Annotated in this window: 16 protein-coding genes and 1 pseudogene; 1 reads left to right on the top strand and 16 read right to left on the bottom strand. The window is 75.1% G+C overall.

Translation table 11 applies throughout. The features are described 5' to 3' along the window. The 13 genes and pseudogenes from IH50_RS41830 to IH50_RS0134145 all read right to left on the bottom strand — a co-directional run. Nucleotides 1-312: pseudogene (locus IH50_RS41830) on the bottom strand (hypothetical protein); the annotation flags it as partial. Nucleotides 313-810: 498 nt separating this feature from the next. Next, nucleotides 811-1,374 carry a phage tail protein gene (locus IH50_RS0134200; protein ID WP_030871431.1) on the bottom strand — a complete coding sequence of 188 codons (564 nt, stop codon included), beginning with the start codon at nucleotides 1,372-1,374 and terminating at the stop codon, nucleotides 811-813. Then, nucleotides 1,371-3,332, bottom strand: coding sequence for a putative baseplate assembly protein (locus tag IH50_RS0134195; protein WP_030871427.1), 1,962 nt, complete (start codon nucleotides 3,330-3,332; stop codon nucleotides 1,371-1,373). Before IH50_RS0134195 ends, IH50_RS0134200 begins: the two co-directional genes overlap by 4 nt. Next, nucleotides 3,332-3,754 (bottom strand): GPW/gp25 family protein, encoded by a 423-nt coding sequence (locus IH50_RS0134190; protein ID WP_030871424.1) that lies wholly within the window; start codon nucleotides 3,752-3,754, stop codon nucleotides 3,332-3,334. Before IH50_RS0134190 ends, IH50_RS0134195 begins: the two co-directional genes overlap by 1 nt. Continuing rightward, nucleotides 3,751-4,071 (bottom strand): PAAR domain-containing protein, encoded by a 321-nt coding sequence (locus IH50_RS0134185; RefSeq protein WP_030871421.1) that lies wholly within the window; start codon nucleotides 4,069-4,071, stop codon nucleotides 3,751-3,753. Before IH50_RS0134185 ends, IH50_RS0134190 begins: the two co-directional genes overlap by 4 nt. A 43-nt stretch (nucleotides 4,072-4,114) precedes the next feature. Further along, nucleotides 4,115-5,944, bottom strand: a complete 1,830-nt coding sequence (locus IH50_RS0134180; protein WP_030871418.1) for a VgrG-related protein — start codon at nucleotides 5,942-5,944, stop codon at nucleotides 4,115-4,117. Beyond that, nucleotides 5,941-6,663, bottom strand: coding sequence for a LysM peptidoglycan-binding domain-containing protein (locus IH50_RS0134175; RefSeq protein WP_030871414.1), 723 nt, complete (start codon nucleotides 6,661-6,663; stop codon nucleotides 5,941-5,943). The genes IH50_RS0134180 and IH50_RS0134175 overlap by 4 nt, the downstream gene beginning before the upstream one ends. A gap of 56 nt (nucleotides 6,664-6,719) precedes the next feature. After that, the gene (locus tag IH50_RS0134170) at nucleotides 6,720-7,145 is read right to left on the bottom strand and encodes a phage tail protein (protein ID WP_030871410.1); all 426 of its coding nucleotides are present in this window, start codon (nucleotides 7,143-7,145) and stop codon (nucleotides 6,720-6,722) included. Between the two features lie 29 nt (nucleotides 7,146-7,174). After that, on the bottom strand, nucleotides 7,175-10,381 hold the full coding sequence (locus IH50_RS0134165) for a hypothetical protein (protein ID WP_030871407.1): 3,207 nt from the start codon (nucleotides 10,379-10,381) through the stop codon (nucleotides 7,175-7,177). 4 nt (nucleotides 10,382-10,385) lie between these two features. Then, nucleotides 10,386-10,544 (bottom strand): DUF6760 family protein, encoded by a 159-nt coding sequence (locus IH50_RS42210; protein WP_199822185.1) that lies wholly within the window; start codon nucleotides 10,542-10,544, stop codon nucleotides 10,386-10,388. Next, nucleotides 10,541-11,041 carry a hypothetical protein gene (locus IH50_RS0134155; protein WP_030871404.1) on the bottom strand — a complete coding sequence of 167 codons (501 nt, stop codon included), beginning with the start codon at nucleotides 11,039-11,041 and terminating at the stop codon, nucleotides 10,541-10,543. Before IH50_RS0134155 ends, IH50_RS42210 begins: the two co-directional genes overlap by 4 nt. Next, nucleotides 11,038-11,478 carry a phage tail protein gene (locus IH50_RS0134150; RefSeq protein ID WP_030829861.1) on the bottom strand — a complete coding sequence of 147 codons (441 nt, stop codon included), beginning with the start codon at nucleotides 11,476-11,478 and terminating at the stop codon, nucleotides 11,038-11,040. Before IH50_RS0134150 ends, IH50_RS0134155 begins: the two co-directional genes overlap by 4 nt. A gap of 35 nt (nucleotides 11,479-11,513) precedes the next feature. Then, on the bottom strand, nucleotides 11,514-13,076 hold the full coding sequence (locus IH50_RS0134145; protein ID WP_030871402.1) for a phage tail sheath family protein: 1,563 nt from the start codon (nucleotides 13,074-13,076) through the stop codon (nucleotides 11,514-11,516). 240 nt (nucleotides 13,077-13,316) lie between these two features. Between IH50_RS0134145 and IH50_RS42205 the strand changes: the two genes are divergently transcribed. Continuing rightward, entirely contained in the window at nucleotides 13,317-15,083 is a 1,767-nt protein-coding gene (locus tag IH50_RS42205) for a DUF4157 domain-containing protein (protein ID WP_063759520.1), read from the top strand. Nucleotides 15,084-15,135: 52 nt separating this feature from the next. Here IH50_RS42205 and IH50_RS0134135 read toward each other — a convergent pair whose 3' ends face one another. The 3 genes from IH50_RS0134135 to IH50_RS0134125 are packed head-to-tail and all read right to left on the bottom strand — an operon-like array spanning nucleotide 15,136 to nucleotide 21,169. After that, nucleotides 15,136-17,241 (bottom strand): ATP-binding protein, encoded by a 2,106-nt coding sequence (locus tag IH50_RS0134135; RefSeq protein WP_234328300.1) that lies wholly within the window; start codon nucleotides 17,239-17,241, stop codon nucleotides 15,136-15,138. Beyond that, nucleotides 17,238-17,945, bottom strand: coding sequence for a DUF4255 domain-containing protein (locus IH50_RS0134130; RefSeq protein ID WP_030871396.1), 708 nt, complete (start codon nucleotides 17,943-17,945; stop codon nucleotides 17,238-17,240). Before IH50_RS0134130 ends, IH50_RS0134135 begins: the two co-directional genes overlap by 4 nt. Then, entirely contained in the window at nucleotides 17,942-21,169 is a 3,228-nt protein-coding gene (locus tag IH50_RS0134125; protein WP_037873413.1) for a DUF11 domain-containing protein, read from the bottom strand. The genes IH50_RS0134130 and IH50_RS0134125 overlap by 4 nt, the downstream gene beginning before the upstream one ends. Between the last annotated feature and the right edge of the window lie 127 nt (nucleotides 21,170-21,296).

The following is a 21,296-nucleotide window of genomic DNA, read 5'->3' as shown; positions in this document are numbered from 1 at the left end:
GGTACGGGGAGCGGCCCCGGGTGCGGCGGGGGACGAGGGGGCGGTGGCCGCGGGCCGGGAAGGGGTGGCGCCCTGTCCTTCCGACGTGCCGGGCTCCTGGTCCGTACGGGCCGTGTCGTCGGCGTCGGCGGCGGCGTCCGGGGCGCTCGCCTCGTCGGACCCGCGGCCGGTGAGGCGGGAACGCAGTGACGCGCCGAGGGCACGCGCGGCCGACAGGGGTCCGCCCTCCGCCAGGGCCGCCCCGGACACCTCCGGCGGGATGACGTCGGGGAGGGCGGGGGGCGCCGGGACGGCCGGAGGGTCCAGGGGCACGGGGAGCTCGGGAGGTGCCGGTACGGCCGCCGAGGGGGCGTCGGGAATCCGCTCCGCCTCCGGTTCCGCCGCGGCCGGCCGGCCCGAGCCCCTCGACGCGGCCGGCGAGGCATCGGAGGACACCTGCCCCGCCCCGGACTCGGCGGCCGGGCGAGCGGCCCGCCGACCCGGATCCGCCGATGCGCCCGACCGATCCGGAACGCCGTCAGCCGCCGAACCCGCCGGCCCGGCGGTCACCGAGGCATCGGAGGGGACCGGCCCCGTCCCGGACTCCGCGGCGGCCGGGCGCTCCGGGGCGGTGGCGGGCCCCGCGGGTGGTGCCGGGGGCGTCGGGGGGTCCGTGACGGCGGGGGGCTCCTCGGGTGCCGGGGCCGCCGGAGTCGTCGCGCGGCCCGGGGCCGACGGTGTGTCCGACCAGCCCAGGTAGGTGCCGCAGTTGCCGCAGAAGTCGTCCGTGGGGTCGTTGGACGCCCCGCAGGCGGGACATGCGCGCATGCGTCAGCTCCCTTCCTCGGCGGGCGGGCCGGAGAGGACCTCCACCCGGAACGCCGTGTGCACCGGGCACATGGCCCGGACGATCTCGTGGACCCTGTCCACGTCCACCGGTGCGGCGCCGTCCGCCCGGACCCGGACCAGCACCTCCGCGGGCGGCTCCGGCGGCAGGCCGGAGCCCGCGGTGTGCGACCACACCGCACCCCCGTCGCCGGTCACCTCGGCGTGCACGCCGAGCGCCAGCCGCAGGGCCTCGACCAGCCCGCGCCGGGTGCCGCGCCACCGGTGCAGCTCCACCGCGCGGACGACGGCCTCACGGCGCCGCTCCACCGGCCACTGCGGGTCGTCCCCGGCCCCCACCCAGGACGCCAGCCACACCAGGAAGTCGACCGGCGTCACCCGGGGGTCGAGATAGGCGGGCAGGTTGTCGAGGGTGGAGAACACCGGGGCGAGGACCGTGTCGAGCCCGGCGGTGAACCGCTGCGCGAAGTCGTCGTCGGCGTACAGCGCGGGCAGTTGCCCGCCGATCGGGTGTCTGCTCGGCAGGCCGGGTATCGCGGCCCTGCTCATCCCCGGCCCTCCGCCCCGGCCGGCGTCACGACCACCTGGTGCTGGTACGAGAAGACCAGCGCGCCCGCCGCCAGGTCGATGCGGTCCGTCGGGGCGCCGCGCCGGCCGGTGACGGGGTCGGCGGGGAACAGCCGGACCTCCTCGACCAGGGCGTTGCCGGCGGCACGTTGCAGCACGCCGAAGATCTCGCCGTACTGGACGGGCCGCCCGAAGGGCCAGCCGGTGCCGTCCGGGCCGCCGGCGAGCGGGTTGAGGTGGGCGTAGAGCGCGTCGAGGGCGGCGGCGCGGACCCGGTCGGTGTCGCCGGGGGCCGCGGAGAGCCGGGCCACGACGGTGACGCCCTGGTAGACCGGCGGCTCCACCACCAGCCGGGTGCCGATCAGCCGCCGTTCGTCGAGGCTCGCGGTGATCGCCGCGAGCACCTGGTCCGAGGGGATCAGCTGCTCGAAGCGCAGCCGGTCGTCGCCCTCGTCGGCCACCGCGTCCGGCACCACCAGCACCCGTACCGCGCCCGGCGCGTCCGCGGCCGGCAGGCAGCGCACCCGGCGCACCGAGGGCGCGGCCTGGCGGCTGATGATCTCGTAGTCCTCGGCGGTCACCGCGCGGTCCTGCATGCGCAGCGCCTCCGGGGCGCGCCGCCTGGCGTTCTCGACGGTCTCCCCGGCCACCCCGCCGCGCGCCGCCTCCCTGTTGGTGACCTGGGCGATGTACGGCACGGAGCTGAGCAGGACGGAGATCGCACCGCGGGCCACGTTGCCGGCGGGGCCGCCGCCGGTGCGGTAGCGGGCCACCCGGATCCGGGCGCCCTTGGGCGGCACGGCGCCGCACTGCCGCAGTGTGCCGTCGGGTTCGCGCAGGGCCGGCGGGAAGAGGAACTCGCCGGTGGTGGCGTCCACCCGGACGTGCCGGTCGGCGGGTCCGGAGCGGCCGAAGTGTTCGACCACCTCCCAGCGCTGCCACCCCTCGTCGGAGGAGACCTCCACCACGGGCGGCCCGGCGTCGAGGAGGACCGGCGGGCGGCCGAGCCGGAAGGTCTGTCCGGCGACGCCCTCGGAGGTGCCGAGGGGCACGTCGGTGACGGTCTCGGCGTGTTCGACGGACATGGTGCCGCCGACGGTGAACACCTCGGCCTCGCGCACCGTCGGGGACTCCGAGTAGAACGGCTGGCCCGGCTCCGCCTCGGTGACCCGGCAGCGCAGCCAGCCGGCCCGGGTGCCGCCGATCACCGACGCGGTGTGCCCGGCCGGTACGTACACGATGACCTCGCCGGGCCGGTTCAGGCCGCCGGTGGTGTCGGTGCCGGTCTCGCACGTCCGCCAGCCGCCGCCGTCCCAGGCCTCCCACACCAGCGGGGGCTGGCGCGGGTCGACGCCGATGCCCTCGACGCGGCTGTCCAGGCGGACCGCGACGATGCAGCGCGGCACCGCCGTCGGCAGTCCGAACAGCAGCGCGTCGCCCGGTTCCGGCGTGGTCTGGAAGCAGCGGATGTCGAGGCCGTCGGCGAGCATGCCGGTCCGGTCGCTCTGCTCGCCGGTCCGCGGCGCGGTGACCAGGCGGGTCAGTTCGCTGGGCAGGACGCGCAGTTCGCCGGTGGTGGTGAAGACCACGGGTTCGTCGGACTCGCCGCCCGCGGTGGTCACCTCGGTGCCCGGGGGCAGGACGACCGTGTCGGGCTGCGGCGCCGACAGCCAGAAGTCGACGTCGGCGGAGGCGGCCGTCGGCGGGAACAGGCCGATGCCCAACAGGTCGAGGAACGCGGTGTAGTTCTTGTCCGGGACCCGGTTCAGCCGGTACAGCAGCTGGTCCACGAGGTAGGCGAACGTCTCGATCAGGGTGACGCCCGGGTCGGAGACGTTGTGGTCGGTCCACTCCGGGGCACGCTGCTGCACGTACCGCTTGGCCTCGTCGACGAGTTGCTGGAACCGCCGGTCGTCCAGGTTCGGGGAGGGCAGGGCCATCAGTCCGCGCCCGCTTCCTCGGTCCCCTCCTCGGAGGGGATCGTGTAGAAGGGAAAGACCAGGTTGCGCCGGTCGTTGGTGGATCGCAGGGTGTAGTGCACGTCGATGTAGAGGGTGCCGTCCTCGACGGCGTCGAAGGCGACGACCACGTCGTCGACCGCGATCCGCGGCTCCCACCGTTCCAGGGCCTCGCGCACCTGCTGCGCGATGCGTCCGGCGGTGGCACCGTCGCCGGGGGCGAAGACGTAGTCGTGGATGCCGCAGCCGAACTCCGGGCGCATGGGGCGTTCGCCGGGCGCGGTGCCGAGGACCAGCCGGATCGCCTCCTCGATCTCCCGTTCCCGTTCGACCAGGGCGATCCCGCCGGTGGGCCCGACCCGCAGCGGGAACCCCCAGCCGCGGCCGATGAACCGCTCGCTCACACCGCACCGCCGATCACGACGTTCAGGGCGCCGGGCAGGACCGTCGCGCCGCACGCGGTCCGGTCGCGGGCCCGCGCGGCGGGCAGCCCGCCGATGAGGACCTGTCCCGAGGCGAGCCCCGCCGGGTTGGGCAGGATCACGTTGGCGGGCCCCATGACCGCGTGCTGGGGCATCACGCAGACGTGCAGGCTGCCCACGACGGCGGCGGGGCGGCCGCCGATCAGGACGGTCGCCACCGACCGCGCGGCGGCGGGCGGCGGGGTGGTGATCCGGCCGCCGTGGTCGGTGGGGTCACCGGTACGGGCTGCGGCTGGCATGCGGCTCTCCTCGGAGGATGTCGGAAGACGGCGGCGGGCGGGGTCAGTTGATGCGGATGAGCTTGGCCTTGAGGACGCCGAGCAGACCGCCGTCGACGGTGACGCCCGAGCTGCCGGTGACGTTCACGTTGCGGCCACCGACCTTCACGTCGACCCGGCCCTGGATGTCCACATTGCGGCCGGACACGCTCACGTTCCCCCGTCCCGCGTCCAGGGTGATGCCCTTCTTGTCGAGCACGACGGAGCTGAGGGGCTTGCGGGCCGTGCCCTTGCCGGAGTACACGGTCAGCTCGATCCGGTCCTGGCGGTCGTCGAGGAACACCTCCATGTGCTCGTCGGCGGTCAGCAGCCGTACCCCCGAGCGGCCGGGCGCCCGCGCGTCCAGCAGTTCCACCCGATGCCCCGAACGCGACACGACGGACCGGCGGTTGACCTTCCCGGTGGTCTTGTCGATCAGCGGCACGTCGTGCGGCGAGGGCTTGTCCACGCCGTTGTAGAGCCCGCCGATGACGTACGGGCTGTCCAGCAGGCCCTGTTCGAAGCCGACCAGGACCTCGTCGTTGACCTCGGGGCTCACCACTCCCCCGCCGCCCTTGCCGCCCCACTGCACGGTGCGCACCCAGTCGGTGACGTAGGTGTCGTCCAGCCAGGGGAACGTGAGCTTCACGGCGCCGCTCTCGGCACCGCCGGGCTCGCGCACGTCGGTGACGACGCCGATCGCGAGACCGGGGATGCGCGGGCCGCGGGAGGGCGCGTTGGCGCCGGTGACCAGGCCGGTCAGGGAGCGGTCCGGGCTGGCGCTCACCCACACCGTCGTACGGTAGCCGCCGTGCGGTTCGAGGACGTGCTGCACGGCCGTCGCCGTGTACTTGCCGCTGAAGGCCTGCCCCACGTTGCCGAGCGCCACGGGTTTGCCCGCCCGCAGCTTCGGATTGCCCTCGGCCAGCACCTCCAGCTCGCCGAAACCGGCGCTCACCTGGTCCGCCACCGCGTCCGCGACCGCCTTCGTCTCGGCCTGGGTGCGGTACGGGGTGTCGGTGACCGTCAGCTTGGCTTTCCCGAACCGGGCGGCGAACGCCGGGCTCAGTCCCGGCACCACCACGTCGCTGTCCACCGAGGGCCGGGAGGCCACCAGCGGCCGCTTCGTGGTGACGTCCCAGCCGCGCACCTCCACCTGCTGCGCCCCGTCCGCGGCCGACAGGGAGGCCCGCAGCGCCAGCAGGTTCCGCCCGTACTCCAGCACCATCGGGTTGCGGGTGGCCGACGTGGACGGCGAGGGCGCGCCGGACGCCTTCTCCGGCTTGGTGAACTGGAGCAGGCCCTGGTCGTCGACGCGCACCTGCGCGCCGCTCTCGGCGGCCAGGAACTGGAGGAAGTCCCAGTCGGACACGTTCGCCTGAGAGAGCTGTTTGTAGGTGACCGGCGCGGCCTGCACGGTGCCGCAGGTCAGGCCCGCTCCGGCGGCCACCTTGCGGACGATGGCCGCCGCCGTCATGTTCCGGTACGCCACCACCTTCCGGCCGCGCTGGAGTCGGTGCGCCTTGGAGTAGGCGCGCACCACCGTGAACGAGCCGGTGCGGTCCCGGTCCAGTTCCAGGGCCGTCACCTCGCCGCTGAACAGCCGCTCGCGCGCCTGCCCGGACACCGTCTCCACCGACACCTTCAGCGGGGTGCCGATGGTGATGCCAGTCTTCTGGAGGAACTCGTGGTCGGGGTCGCGGAAGGTGAGCACCGCCGCGTCCGGCAGGCCCACGTTCTCGTCCACCACGCAGCTCACCAGCTGGGCGGCCCAGATCTGCGGGAGTTCGCCGGGCGTCTCCACGATCGGGTCCGCGGCGAAGGACCGGCCACCCCGTTCCACCGCTGTGCTCACTGCTCCTCCTCACCGTCCGCGTCCCGCAGCCCGGGCACCACCAGTTCGGTGCCGGGCACGAGGGCCATCGGATCGTCGATCCCGTTCGCCTCCGCGATGACCCGCCAGGCCGTCGCGTCGCCGTACTCCCGCCAGGCCAGCAGGGCCAGGCTGTCGCCCGCCACGACGGTGTGCGTGCTGCGGGCGGTGCGGGAGCCGGAGGTCGGGTTCTGGCCCGCCGGGTCGACGCTCGCCTCCTCGATGGACAGCTGGCAGGTGGCCCGCAGCGGCTTCCCGTCCACGTCGAACAGCGTGTACGACACCGACAGGCTGGAGAGCACCCCGTCGAACGAGGTCGTCCGCGCGGTCCCCCACTCGAACCGCACCCACGGACTGGCCGGCTTCTTGCGGCCGATGCTCGCCGGGGTCGGCACGCACCCCTTCATCAGCTTCTCCACCGCCTGCTCCACGGAGTTGTCGTGCTTGGCGGTGGCGTCCAGGAACACTTCCAGGGACAGCGTGCGCGGGCCGCTGCCGACGAACTCGGGCAGCGCCGACTGCCCCGCCATCCGGGACGGGGTGCGCCGCCACTCGGTGGTCTTCTGCAACTGGAGCGTGTTCGGGTTGAACTGGAGGTTCAGCCGCGCGATCGTCCCGCCCGGCTTCGCCCCGACGGACGCCGGGGGCTCCTTCAGCGTCAGCTGGGCCCTGGCCCGACTGGCGCGGGACACGGTGGACATGCCGGGACTTCCTTTCCGGGACGGGTGCGGGTGACGGCGCGGGACGGGCGCGGTGGTCAGGAGGGGCGCAGTCCCTCGTGGGCGATCTCCAGGGTCTCGATGGCCGCCTGCGAGTTACTGGGATCGAAGGACGGGCCCTGCCAGCGCACCGGCACGATCCCGAACACCTGCCAGCTGATGATCCGGCTGAGGTTCGGCTTCAGCGCCACGATCTCGCCGTCCTTGGGCTCCACCCGCTTCAGCGTCTCGTCCAGCCAGCGGCCGATCTTCGCCGTGTCGGCGGTGACCGGCCGGGTGAGCGTGATGTTCGACCAGGTCACACGGCCGGGCAGCTGCCAGGAGAAGCCGTTGTTGCCGCCCTCCGCGAAGCTCTCGATCTCCACCTCGGCGCCCATGCCGGAGCAGGTGTTGAAGGCGCCCAGGTCGTTGCCGCCGATCGTGAGCTGGAAGAACACGCTGCTCGCGAAGATGTTGTCCGTCATCCGTCCGTCATCCGTTCCGTGCCGTGCCCTCAGCGGCGTCCGTCGTAGGGGCGGCCCGTGCGTTCCCGGCCGCGCCGCAGTTCGGTGCGCAGCAGGCGGGCCAGGGGGTCGAGCAGGCGGCGCGCGAGGTCGTCCAGGTCGGCGCCGGGGGTCTGCGGGTTGTCCGCCGCCCGGTGGGCCTGCGTGCCGGGCCTCTCGGGTACGGCGAGGTCACCGGCGGCGGAGACCGAGGAGGAACGGGCGGGCGCCGGGCGCGACGTGACCGGTACGCCGGTGACCCCCGCGAGGTCACCGGCGGGAGAGGTGTCGCGCTGGACCGGGGTCGCCGCGCGGCCGGTTCCGCCGCGCGCCGCCGGTCCCGGCGTCACGGTCCTCGGGCGGACCACGGGGACGGGTCCCGCCGGTGTCGGGGCCGACGGGCCGTGGGCGAGCGGTGCCGTCTGCACAGCGGTCACGGGGAGGGACCGCGCCGGTGCGGGGGCGGGCGCCGTACCGGGAGCCGTGCGGGGCGGCTCGGGTTTGACGACGGGGACGGGCCGGCCGGCGCCGGTGCCCCGAGAGCCGGTACCGGTGCCCTGAGGGCCGGTCGGTCCGCCGGCCCGTGCCGCGGGGCCGGGTCGCCGCGCGCCCGGATCCTGCGGCCGGTGCGTCGTCACGGCCCGCTGGACGTGCGGCGGGGTCGCCGGGGAGCCCGGCGACGGGGCGGGCGCCGGGCGCGCGGGCGCGCCGGTGGGCGCGGCGGGGCCGGTGCCGGGGACGGCCGGGGTCGTGGTCCAGCGCGCGGCCACGACGGGACGGCCGCCACCGGTGCGGGACGCGGCCGCCGGTGCCGCGCCTTCGGGGGGCCGGGTGTTGAGGCCGAGCGGGCGGGCGGGGAGCAGCGCGAGGGTGCGGGGGGCCGCGAGGGTGGAGGGGGTTCCGAGGCGCGGACCGGCGCCGGGGATGGGTGTAGGTGTGGTGACGGGCCGGGCCGTCGCGGTGCTCCTGGCCGTGGGACGGGTGGCTCCTGGGCCGCCCGTCGTGGAACCCTCGCTCGCCGTGGAGCCCGTGTTCGCCGTGCCACCGGGCGTGGTGCGGGCGCCCGTGGGGGTCGCTCCCACGGCAGGGCTCATGGCACGGGCGACGACGGGACCCGGACCCGGTCCGGCCGACGCCGACGCCGTCGTCGGCGTGGGGCGTACGGCGTTCCCGGCCGGGCCTTCCGGTGCCGGAGCCGGGGACGCGGCGGACGGAGCCGGCGTCACCGGCGGTGTGGCCGGCCCGCTGCCGTGAGGACCGGCGGGACCGGGTGACGGGGTGCTCGGCGTACTCGGTGGGGTGGAGTGGTCCGCGAGGCTGCGCTGAACGCCGGTGGTCCCCAGCAGCGGTGCGGCCGCCGCACCCCCTCCCCGTGCCGGGGACGCCTCGGCGGGCGTCGTACGGGGGGTCAGGGTGCCGGACGCGGTGGCGCCGGGCAGGTCGGCGCTGGGGGGCAGCGCGGGCAGGGGCGCGCCCAGACCGCCGCGGGCTCGGGCACCGGAACGACGGGGAACGGAACCCGGCTCCGGGGGACGGCTGTCGGGGCCGGTGCCCGGAGCCGTTCCCCGTACGCCCCTGTCGGACGGGGCGCCGGCCGTGTCCTCGGCCTGGCGCTGGACGACGGGGAGCGCGGGGCCGGAAGCGGGCCCCGTGGCGGACACGGCGGGAGCGTCCTTCGCCAACGGTGTCGCCGTAGGCGGCAGTTCGGTGAGCGGGGCGCCCAGGGGCGGCCGGCCGGCCGCACGTTGGACGGGGGCGGCCGGGGGTGCCTGGGAGGCGGCCGGGGCGGTCGGGGCGGGGGCGGGGGCGGCCGAGCCGGATGATGCGGAGATCGTGGCGTCGCCCGGCGCAGGGGCGGCGGCGGTGACGGCGGTGGCGGGGCGCAGGGCGGGTACACGGCGTACGGGCACGGCCACGCGGCGGGCGACGGTCAGCCGGGGGCCCACCGGTCGCGGCCGGGCGACCGGGCGGGACGCCTCGGCGTCGGGGGCCCGGGAGGCCTCCGGGCGGCCGTCGCCGCTCCGTTCGGGCGACGCCCCCGTGACGGTGCGCCGCACGGACGGCCCGGACGCGGACCCGGGGTTCGCGACGTGTCCCCCGGAGGGAGTCCGCGAGGAAGCGGAGGAGGCGGCGGCGCCGGAAGCGGGCCGGGCACCGGCTCCCCCGGCGGACGCACCGGGGACCACGGAGACGCGTCGTACGAGCGGAATCGGTGGAGTGGCCGACGGGCGGCCGGAATCGGAGGGGGTCACGACCGGGGGGTTGCCCGGTGCCGCGGCCCGCTGCACGGCGGGAGCCGACGAGGAGAGCACGGCGGGGGACGTCGTGGACGTGATGCCGCGGGTCCGCGGGGCGCCGCCCGGACTCCCCGTGCCAAAACCGCTGCCGGTGCCGTCGGCGGAACGGGCCACCACGCTCTCCGCCCCGGAACCCGCACCCGCCGCCCGCGCACCACCCGAGCCGCCGCGGGACGCCCCCGGACCGGAAGACGCCGAACCGGAAAACACCGGACCGGAGGACACCGGACCGGAGGACACCGGACCGGAGGACACCGGACCGGACGGCTCGGGACCAAAGGCCCCGGAGCCGGAAGACGCGGAGCCCGAGGTCCTCGAATCCGAAGGCCCGGAGCCTGAAGACCTCGAACCCGAAGATCCGGAGCCCGAGGACCCCGAACCCGAAGACCCGGAGCCCGAAGACCCCGGACCGGACGAGCGCACCCGGCGCGCGACCGGCGTGGCCGACGCCGCGCCGTCCGTACGCACCGTGTCCGGCCGCACTGCGTCCGGCGCACCGTCCTGCGGGCCGTCCCCCTCCCTCCGTACCGCACGGAGCAGCAGTGGCCCCCCGCCGGTGCCGGTGGCCCGCGGGGCGGCCGGACGTGTGACCCCCCGTACCAGGCCGGTCGGGGCGTCGGGCAGCAGGGCGTGGCCGAGGCCGCCGTCGAAGGACGGGTTCTGCCAGGCGGCGAGCCCCGCGCGGAAGGAGAGGCCGTCGCTCACGCCCAGCGGGGCGCGGGAGACGGTGAGCGGGGGCGCGGCGGTGCGGCGCCAGCCGCCGTCCCAGTCGGCGGGCACGGCGGGACCGGAACCGCCGGGCGCGGCGGGACCCGGGCCGTCACCGGGCACGGCAGCGGCCGGGACGCCGTCCGCGCCCCGGTCCGCGCCCGCGCCGGACGGGCCGGCGGCCCGGCGGCGCAGCCTGTCCCGCCATGCCATGCGCTCAACCGCCTTCGTTCATGCGTGTGTTGATACGGGCGATCTCGGCCACCCACTGCTGCCGCTCGCCGTGGGTGAGGTCGAGGATCTCCTCGCGCGGCCAGTGGAAGTGGTAGGCGACGTACGCGATCTCCTCCCGGAGCCGGGGAAGCGCGTACGTCACGATTCCCCCAGGCGCCCACCCGAGAGGTCGACCTCGAAGGCGCCCTCGCAGTGCGGGCAGGTCACCGCCGCACGGGTGTGGCCCTCGCTGTTGATGCGGCGGTAGAAGTCCTGGAGGAAGGCGACGTCGGTGGCGTACATCCGCTCCACGACCCCGGCGTGCACATCGGTGACCGAGCCGAGCCGGGTGATCACCTGGCTCAGCAGCACCACGCTCAGATACGCCGGGTTCTCCTTGACCCGCAGATCGATCTGCGGCCGCAGTTCGTCGCGGGCGGTGGCCAGGCGCATCGTGCCGTGCCGGTGCACCGTGCCCTCGTCGTCCACATAGCCGCGCGGCAGCTCGAACTCGAACTCGGTGCGCAGCCCGTGGTCCTCCCGGCGCGGCGGGGCGGCCGCGGCCGGGGGGTCCGCCACCGCCTGCTCGGACGCCTGGGCGGGCGCCGTCGCCTGGAGGAGCTCCTCCAGGTTGCCCGCCGTGACCGTACGACGCCTCATTCGACGACGATCTCCTCGAACACGATCGTGACGGACTCGGTGGCCGGGGAGGACTCGCCCGCCTTCAGCGAGGGGCCCTCCCACTTGGAGGCCCAGCCCTGGAGCAGCTGGATGCGGCGGACCGTGTTGCCCTCGGTGTCCTTGATCTCGATCGTGAGGTTCTGGCGCGCGGAGTTCACGGCCCCGTTGTTCAGGGTCTCCTTGATCCAGTTGGTGAACTCGCTGCTCTGGTCGAGTCCCCGGGTGATCGTGATCTCGCCGGCCTGCCGGGCGCCCGGCTGCTTGCGGATGATCTGCTTGCCCTCCGAGGTCACCTGCTTGACCTCGACGACATCCTCCTCGACGGTGAACCCGCTGATCTCCTGGATCGATTCGACCAGGTACCCGCCGAGCTGCACGCCGAAGACGTGGGTGGAAAGAGCGTCGCCCGTTGCCATGACTGTCTGTCAACCTTCCCTTGCGGACCCGCGGGTCACTCGTCGATGAGGCTGGTGGTGTCGGAGAACTGGGCCAGCCGGAACACCACGAACTCCGCGGGCTTGACCGGCGCGACGCCGATCTCGCAGACGACCCGGCCCTGGTCGATGGACTCCTGCGGGTTGTTGTCGCGGTCGCACTTCACGTAGAACGCCTCGGCGGCGGTCCGGCCGAACAGCGCGCCCCGGCGCCACTCCTCCTGGAGGAACGCGGTGACGTTGCGCCGGATGCTCGACCACAGGCGGTCGTCGTTCGGCTCGAACACCACCCACTGGGTGCCGAGCAGGATGGACTCTTCGAGGTAGTTGAACAGACGGCGCACGTTCAGGTAGCGCCAGGCCGGGTCGGAGGAGAGGGTGCGGGCGCCCCAGATCCGGATGCCGCGGCCGGGGAAGGCCCGGATGCAGTTCACGCCGATCGGGTTGAGCAGGTCCTGCTCGCCCTTGCTGAGCCGCAGCTCCAGGTCGACCGCGCCGCGGATCACCTCGTTGGCGGGCGCCTTGTGCACCCCGCGCTCGGCGTCGCTGCGCGCCCACACACCGGCGACGTGACCGCTCGGCGGGACGGTGGTGTTGCGTCCGAGGGCCGGGTCGAAGACCCGCACCCACGGGTAGTACAGGGTGGCGTAGCGGGAGTCGTAGCCGGCCTCGTCGTTGCGCCAGGTGCGCACCTGCTGGGCGGACATCCCGGGCGGGGCGTCGAGGACGGCGACCCGGTCGCCCATCTGCTCGCAGTGCGAGATGACGGCGAGCTGCACGGTGCGCACGCCCTCGGCGTCGATGTCACCGCGCTGGTAGGCGCCCATCAGATCCGGCACCGCGACCATGGTGATCTCGTCGATGGTCTCCAGGCCGCCGAACCCGGTGCGGGCGGAGGCGTCGCCGACGTACTCGGCGGGGTCGAGGCGGGCCGGTTCGCCGGAGCCGTTCACGGCCGGCGCGCCCGGGGCGTCGGGGACCGCCACGGTCTGCGCGGCGGGCTTGGTCTGGCCGGCGCCGCGCTGCTCGGTGACCTCGATCAGCGCGGAGGAGCGGGCCTGGGTGACCAGGTACCCCTTGACGTTCTTGCGGGTGGAGGCCTCGTAGGTCTCCACCACCTGGTCGCCGCGGCGGACCAGGACCTTGAAGCGGTCCTCCGGCGGGTTCTCGCCGTCCGCGTCGGCGATCTCCACCGACACCCCGGTCACGCCCGGCCTGGCCGCGATCAGGAAGCCGCCGAGCTCCACCGGCTGCACGGCCCGACCGGCTCCGCGCGGACGGCCGTCGCCCGCCGCCGGGGCGGAGGTGTCCTCGGCGGACCCGCCGATGCGCACCACGTACGCGGCGCCGCCGCCGTTGGCGAAGTACCCGTAGACGGCGTGGGCCAGATAGGTGCCCTCGGTGAAGCCGCCGAACAGCTGGGAGTACTGGTCCCAGCTGGTGACCAGCGTCGGCGCGTGGAACGGGCCCTTCTCGGCGAAACCGACGAACGCGGCGACGGCCGTGCCGACCCCTTCGATCGGCCGGGCACCGGACTGCACCTCCTCCACGTACACGCCCGGGGTGAGGTACGTCGGCATGCTCGCTCCTTAACGTCCTTGCGGTCACCTGTGTCCAGGCCGAGTCTGCGCGGCGCGCCGGGCGGGACGGCAGGGACCTGCGGACCTGAACAGGGGCAGGACCGCTGCCTTTCCGGGCTTCCCGACCGCCCCGCCGTCACCCGGTGTTGCCCTCGCGCTGCCCGCGCCGCCCTGGACAGGGCGGCCGGCCGCGCGGTCCACTGGAGCGGCCGCGAAGGTGTACGGACGAGGAGGCACCAGGTGCAGACGCCCAGACCGCGCACCGAGCGGGCCGGAAACCGGCAGCCGGGGCGTGAGGTGTCCCCCGCCCGGCGGGAGACCTCCGCGGGCGCCTCCGTGCCGCCGCCGCTCACCGCCGTGGCGCTGCGCACCGCCCAGCGCGACGCCGGCAACGCGGCCGTGACCCGTATGATCGCCCGCCGGGTGCGCCCCGCGCCCGCCCCGGAGCAGCACGACACCGGGGTGAACGAGGTCCTGAAGTCGGGCGGCACGCCGTTCGCCGGGCCGGTGCGCCAGGAGATGGAGGCGCGGTTCCGGACCGACTTCTCCGGCGTACGGCTGCACACCGGTCCGGCCGCCGCCCGTTCGGCCCGTGCCATCGGGGCCCGTGCCTACACCTCGGGCAGTCATGTCGTCCTCGGTGACGGCGGCGGTGACAAGCACACCCTCGCCCATGAACTCACCCACGTCGTCCAGCAGCGCCAGGGCCCGGTCTCCGGCACCGACCACGGCAACGGCCTGCGGATCAGCGACCCGGGCGACCGCTTCGAGCGGGAGGCGGAGGCGAACGCGCACCGGATCATGTCGGGGCCCGCGCCGGTGCAGCGGGCGGAGGAGTGCACCGGGGAGCACTCCCCTCCGGTGACCGCGGCTCCCGGCGTCCCGCAGGGGGCCGAGGCGCAGGTGCAGCGGAAGGTCGGCTTCGAGTTCGAGGTCACCGACACCAACTGGAAGTTCCGCGAGAACGGGCGCCTCAAGAAGGACACCAAGAAGTCGCTCATCGACCTGCCCGGCAATCTGGCGTACGTCGCCGCCGACAACGGGAACGTCGAGTTCGTCACGCACCCGCTGGCGACCCTCGGGGACGTGCGGAAGGCTCTGCTCTCGATCGTCGCGTTCCACGACAAGGCCTCCGCGGCCGGGAAGTACACCGAGGGCGCCTATGAGATCGAGGCGCGCGGACCGGGTCAGGCGAAGCCGCAGGCCACTTTCGGCATCGGCATGCAGAGCGTCAACCAGCTGGTGGCGAAGCTGGAGACCCTGGAAGGGCAGGCGAACGACGACAGCCTGCCGACGAAGCGCCGGCGCGTCCGGAACGCCGACGACGGGCTCGAGAGGGAGAAGGACTTCAAGAAGCGGGTGACCGGAATGGTGCCCGGTCTCGGCCAGGCCCGTGATCACGCCGGTGCGGTCCTCGACCGGCTCGCCGCCACGGCCGCCGAACCGCTGGACGCGTCCTTGCGGGAAGAGGTCTCCGGGTTCCTGACGGTGATCCTGAAGACCCTCTACGACCTGGAGGGCAAGAGCGCCGCCGGCGAGGACCCGAAATACTTCTTCTCGATGATGCCGCGTACGGACTTCGTGAGCATGCGCGGCACTCTGGCACCGGCGGCGCAGGCGTGGCTGGGCAGTCATCTCCAGGGCCTCTACACGGCCCTGCACGACGTCGCGGACGGGGGGATCGACGGCCCCGTGTTCCCCGGCCGGTACAAGGAGAAGCCGGGCGGTGCCGCCCTGACCAGGCGCCAGTGGCTGGACTCGGTCTTCCAGGGACCGGACGCCTCGGACCCCAAGGATCTGCTCTCTCCCCCGCCCGGCTATCCGCGGCACCACGAGACCACGGAGCGGGAGGGGGTGGGCGCCATGGGCACGGACGGGCCCCTGTCGCTCTTCGAGATGCGCGATCTGGGCGGGCCCCTGGAGAAGGAGAGCTGGCTGGGTCTGGCCGAGCTGATCGCCCGGACGGTCGGCGAGGTCACCGGGGACGAGGCGCTCACCGAGGAGTGACGGAGCACGGGCCGCGCCGTGACCTTCCCGGCCGGGCGGCGGCCCGTCCCCGTCACGCGCCGGCCGCCTCCGCCGTGTACGGTCCGAACTCGCTCTCCAGGACCAGGCGTCCGAGCTTGCGGTACTCCTGGGCGATCGCGGTCACCGTCTGCCGCATGGTGAGCGGGGCGCCGGACTCGGCCGCGAGGTAGGCCGCGGTGACGGCGCAGGCGCGGATGGAGCCGCCGGCCAGTTCGAAGCGGTCCGCGCAGAAGGCGAGGTCGAGGTCGTCGGCCCGGGGCAGCCGGTCGCCCAGGCACCGGTCCCACAGGGCGAGCCGCCGGCCGGCGTCCGGCATCGGGAAGTCCGCGACCACGTCCAGGCGGCGGGTGAACGCCTCGTCCAGGTTGGCCCGCAGATTGGTGGTCAGCACGGCGATGCCGTCGAACGACTCCATGCGCTGGAGCAGGTACGCCGACTCGATGTTGGCGTGCCGGTCGTGGGCGTCCTTCACCTCCGAGCGCTTGCCGAAGATCGCGTCGGCCTCGTCGAAGAGCAGCACCGCGTTGACCGCCGACGCCTCGGTGAAGATGCGCTCCAGGTTCTTCTCGGTCTCCCCGATGTACTTGTCCACGACCGTGGACAGGTCGACGACGTACAGGTCCATGCCGAGGTCCGCGGCGACGACCTCGGCGGACATGGTCTTGCCGGTGCCGGACTCGCCGGCGAACAGGGCGATGACGCCGCGTCCCCGGCCGCCGCCGGGCCGCATCCCCCACTGCCCGAGCACCCGCTCGCGGTGCCGGGCGCGCAGCGCGAGTTCCCGCAGCCGCCGGTGGGTGGTGGGCGGCAGCACCAGGTCGTCCCAGCCGACGCCCGGCTCCACCCGCCGGGCGAGCCGGTCGAGGCCCGCGCCGTTCTGGGCCCGTACGGCGAGGCGCAGATCGTCCGGCCCGACGGGACGGCCGTCGAGGGCGGCCGTCCGCACCGCCACGTCGGCGGCCCTGCGCAGCTGCCCCGAGTCCAGCCGGTGCGCGGCGACGGCCTGTGCGAGCGCCTCGACGTCGGGGGGAACCCTGCCGGGGTCGCCGGCCGCGCCGGCGGCCCGGGTGAGGGCGTGGTGCCAGCGGCCGGCCCGGAGTCCGGGGGCGGGGGGCGGGACCGTGAGGGTGACGGGGGTGTCGGGGGCCCACCTCGGGTCCCAGGGCGTCGTGTCGTGGGTGACCAGGGGGATGCCCCGCAGTGCGGTGCAGAGCGCCCGGAGCGTACGGGTCCGTTCGGCGGGTTCCCCGGGCAGCGCCGCCAGCGGCCCGAGCACCACGCCGGCGCCGGTCAGCCGGGCTTCGAGGGCGACGACCCGGGCCAGTGCCGGCACGTCGGCCGGGCGGCGGGCGAGGGCCGCCGGGTCCAGGACGAGGGGGCGGGGACCGGCCAGGCGCAGGGCCGCGACGGCCAGTCCCTCGGCGTCGCCGCCCCGGCTGCGCAGATGGACGAGGCCGGTTCCGGTCCCGGCCGCGGCCGCCGCCCGGCGCACCTCCGCCGGTTCGGCGGTGGGGTCCTCCCGTACGTCGTCGAGCACACCGGTGAGCCGGGCGTCGGGCCGCGGGTCGCCCAGGAGGTGGGCGGTGACCCGGTCGGGGACCACCAGGACCCGGGAGAGCGGGGGCCGTTCCGGTTCGGTGACCTCCAGCAGGCCGCCCGCGATCAGCGGGGCGCCGGGGGCGAGGCGGAACCGGGCGGGGGACGCGCCGCCGAGCCCGCACAGCTCCAGTGCCAGCCCGACCGTGGGCCGGCGGCGGGTCAGGTCGTCGTTGAGGTAGCCGTACAGCCGCTCGAACCGTGCGTCCAGGTCGGGCGCCACGGCGACCAGCAGCAGGTCGAGGTCGAGCGGCGACAGGCCGAACCGGCGGGCGAGCGTGCCGAGCACGGAGTCCGCCGGCGGCTGCCAGGGCCCCTGCGCGGGCATGTCGAGGCCGCCCGGCTCGTCCAGGATCCGCGCCGCCGCCTCCGGGGTGAGGTACTGGCCGCGGTAGGGGTCGTCGGGGTCCGGATCGGCGTCCCGGCGTACCGCCACGGCCTCCCGTACCCGCCGCTCGACCGCTCCCAGCCGCACCCAGAGGTCGTCGGGGACGGAAGGGGCGTCGGGGGCGTCGAGCGGGGGCTCCACGGTGTGCGTCACGGCTGGCGGTCTCCCTTGCGGCGGCGTCGGGCCGGGGCCGGCGGGCGTTCGCGCGGGCCGGTGAAGCCCTCCGGGCCGGGGTCGTCGACCTCCGTGTAGCGCAGCCGGCGTCCGGGGCCGGCCTGTCCGCCCTCGCGCGCGGCGGCGGAGCGCACGACGAGGCCCTCGGTGACCGGGGGCGCGGCGACCCGGGTCACCCCGGCGAGCGGCGCCCGCACCCGGACCCCGAGGGACGCCTTCAGCTCCCCGCCGAGCGCCGACCACACGTCGGCGGCGGCCGGCGCGTCCATGCCCGTCCCGGCGGTGTCCAGGCCCACGGTCAGGCCGAGTTCGGCGAGCGATCCGGTGAGCAGCGCCGGGGGCAGCACGTCGTGGGCCACCAGGGTGCCGAGCACCTGCGACAGCAGCCGGTGCTCGTCCTGCGGGCGGTTCGCCCACGCCGTGACGAGGTACGTCAGCTGGAACCAGCGCGGCGGGGAGCGCCGGGCGACGACGTGCCCGTCCTCGTCGTACACCTCCCCCGCGCCGCTGCCGCGCCGCAGGGCGTCCTCCCGGATGTCGTACAGGAAGACGCAGACGGTCGGGGCGCTGCGCCGGGCCGCCCAGTCCCGGGTGGGGGCGTCGAAGACCACGTCGACGCCCGACGCCTCCAGGCCGCTCCCGGCGAGCAGTCGGCGCAGCCCCTCGTCGACCTCGTGGATCACCGGCGGGTCACCTCGTCCGGGGGCTGCACGCTGCCGTTGACGACCAGGAAGTCGGTCTTCACCGGGGAGAATCCGGGGCCGCTCGCCGTGATGACGCGCGGTCCGGTCTGGTCCTTGGCGAGGATCAGCAGCTGGCCGATGAACGTGCCGTCGGCCAGCGGGACGGTCGGCGCCGCGGCCGCGGTGATGCCCGGCTTCCACTTGAAGCGCACCGGCACGCCCGGCGGGAAGTCCTCGCCGCGCACGGAGGTGACGAAGCCGGGCTTGCCGATGTCCGGCACCGCGACGATGCGCGGCTGGAGGATACGCAGCCGCTGCCGGGCGGTGTTGTCGCTGCGGTCGGCGTCCGTGCCGGTGGTGGTGAGCACGCCGGTGACCTGGCCGGTCATCGCCTTGTCGGGCCTGAGCACGACCCGTACGACGGTGCTCGCGCCGGGCGTGAGGTCGGGCAGCGCGCACACCCAGTTCCGGTCGCAGCCGGCCGGGCGCCCGCTGTCGGGGATGCCCGCGGGCAGGCCGACGCGCAGCCGCAGTCCGGTGGCGAGCGCGTTGCGGCCGTTGCGGACGGTGTACGTCACCACGACGCGCCCGCCGACGTAGCCGGGGTTCGGCTGGGCGGTGACCCGCACCCCGGGACCGGCCTCGGGCTCCGCCGGCTCCGGAGGCACCGTGGGGGTCGGCGTCGGGGCGGGGGGCGCGGGCGGCGCGGGAGTCGGGGACGCGGGCGGCGTGGGCGTCGGCGTCGGCGTGGGGGGCGGTGTGGGCGTCGGCGTGGCCTCGGCCACCGGCACCACGGTCCGGCCCGCGTTGTCGCTGGGCTGCGGGTCGATGACCGTACCGTCGACCGACCAGTCGACCGGCGCGTCGCCGGGGACGACTCCGGTGAGCGTGACGTCCACCGGGACGGTGGTGCCGGGTTCCACCACGTCGAGGCCGCACTGGAGGGAAGCGGCGTCGCAGGTGCCGTCGGGCCGGCTGATCCGGGTGACCCGCACGCCGGCCGGCGGGACGACGGTCAGACGGGTGCCGGGGGAGACGGCGGGGCCGTTGTTGACCACCTCCACGGTGACCGTGGTGGTGTCGCCGACGGTGACCCGCGGGGCGGTGCCGGGCGCCCGGACGGCGAGGTCCACGGACTGCTGGACGGCGGGTTCCTTCTGCCGGCCCGCGAGGTCGCCGGTGAGCGTGGTGACGTCGCCGGAGGCGAGGTCGAGGCGGTTCAGCTTCTCGGGGCTGTTGACCGCGGCCGCGGTGCGGGAGCTGAACACGAGCCCCTTGCCGTCGGCGGTCCAGGCGGCGTCGCGGGGCTGGTGCGGGCCGGTGACCGAGGTGTCCGGCAGCTCCCGGCCGCAGGCGCCGGGCACACCGCGGGCGGCGGCCGGCAGCAGCACCCGGCAGGTGCCGCCGGACAGGGAGGTGAGCAGGATGCCGTTCTTCTCGTCGATCAGGCCGGCGCCGTTCTTGCGGTTGAAGGCGATGGAGCGGCCGTCCGGGGAGAACGCGGGGCTGTCGTCGATGACCTCGCAGTCGCCCGGGCAGTTCTCCTTGCTCAGGTCGTCCTGCTGGGACAGGCCGTCCTGCTGGGACAGGTCGTCCACCGACGCGGTCCACACGTGCTTGTTGCCGCCGGCCCCGTTGATCTCCTCGGCGCGGGTGAAGGCCAGGGTGGTGCCGTCGGGGGACCAGGTGGGCTGGGCGTCCCGGCCGGTGAGCTCTCCGTCCGGCGGGACGACCTCGCCGGCGATCTCGCCGGAGGCGGCGTCCGCGATGAGGATGTGGCCGGCTCCGCCGACGCCGCCGGGCGAGGTCCGGGTGAAGGCGAGGTACTTGCCGTCCGGGGAGAACGTCGGGTCGGTGTCCCAGTCCGTGTCGGCGCGTCCCTCGAGCTCCATGGGCTGCGGCTTGGAGCCGTCGGCGTCCACCGTCCAGATCCGCTGGATCCGCTGTCCGGCGGCGTTGTCCTCGAAGCGGGTGACGACGATCCGGCGGCCGTCGGGCGTGTAGCTCTGCCGTTCGGTCCACGGGTCGTAGCCGGGCCCGGGATCGAACAGCGGGTCCTTGGCGGTGTCGATGTTGGTGTCGGCCTCCGGATCCTCGTTGAGGATCGTCAGCCCCAGGTCGCGGGGGTCGGAGCCGTCCGTCCGGGCGTCCTGGAGCGTCACCACGTGCGGGCCGGCCGCGGAAGTGCGCTCGACCACCGCTTTGCCGCCGTCGAGGGGGCCGAGCCAGGTGGGCGAGAGGACGTCCCGGTTCTCGTTGAGCACCAGCGAGGGGACCTGGTCGGAGTGGGCGGTGGACCGGAACACGTGGTCCCAGTCGCTCTGGCACTCACAGGTGTTCTCGGGGCTGAGGAACACCAGACCGTCCCCGTCGGGCAGCCACGCCGCCCCGTGGGCGCGCCAGCCGGCCCTCGCGCCCCCGAACAGCGGCTCGTCGACCCTCCCGTCGGTGATCCGCAGCCGGCGCTTGGACTCCCCGTCCTCGGTCGTGGTGGCGGTGTACGCGATCCATTCGCGGTTGACGCCGTCGTCGACCGGGTTCCACGCCGGTTCGGAGGCGGTGCCGTTCGCGGGATCGGTGATCCGGGTGGCGGTGCCGCCGTCCAGGTCCCGTACGTAGATCTGCCGGCCGACCGACGGGCCGCCGTCGGAGACGTACGCGATGCGCTTCCCGTCGGGGGAGACCGTCGGGTCCTCCTCGTCGTCCGGGGTGTCGGTCAGCGGGGTCAGACCGGTGCCGACGGTGCCGTCGGTGCGCACCAGCCACAGGTCGCGCTGCGTCCCGCCGCCCGCGGTGGGCTCGGCCGCGTCGAACACCACGAACCGCCCGTCGGGCGTCAGCTGGGGGTGTGCCGCGTCCATGCCCTCGGTGAGCCGCCGTATCTTGCCGTCGGCGGCCCGCAGATAGATCTGCGGGTTCTTCTCGTCGCGGCGGCTGGCGAAGACCAGCTGGTCGTCGAGGGCGGACGGCTGCACGTCGTAGTGGGCCGGACCCTCGCCGGACAGCGCGGTGCTGGAGGTGGTGGTGGTGACCTCGCCGAGACTGCGGTGCCCGGTGCCGGCGTACGCGATCCGGGTCTGGGCGGCGTCCGCCGCGGCCGTCGGCCGCGGATCGGCGCTGCCCGGGCCGGCCGCCGCCGTCACCCCGAGGAGGGGGACGACCAGCAGCAGCGACATGCCGAGTCTCCCCAGGCGGTACCGCCCGCCGGAGCCAGCGGTTTCCATCACGGTCCCCTTCACAGTCTGGTGCGGCAGCTGGATGTGCCCTCCCCACCGTGCACCGGCCGCGCGCACGGCGGCAGGGCGATGGGGCCGCACCCGGGGGAAGCACCGGGTGTGCTTTCGGGCAGCG

It is taken from the genome of Streptomyces sp. NRRL S-37, assembly GCF_000721605.1.
In the GTDB taxonomy this organism is placed as follows: Bacteria; Actinomycetota; Actinomycetes; order Streptomycetales; family Streptomycetaceae; genus Streptomyces.
Note: the sequence above shows the minus strand (reverse complement) of the source record. Positions and strands in the feature narration are given on the sequence as shown.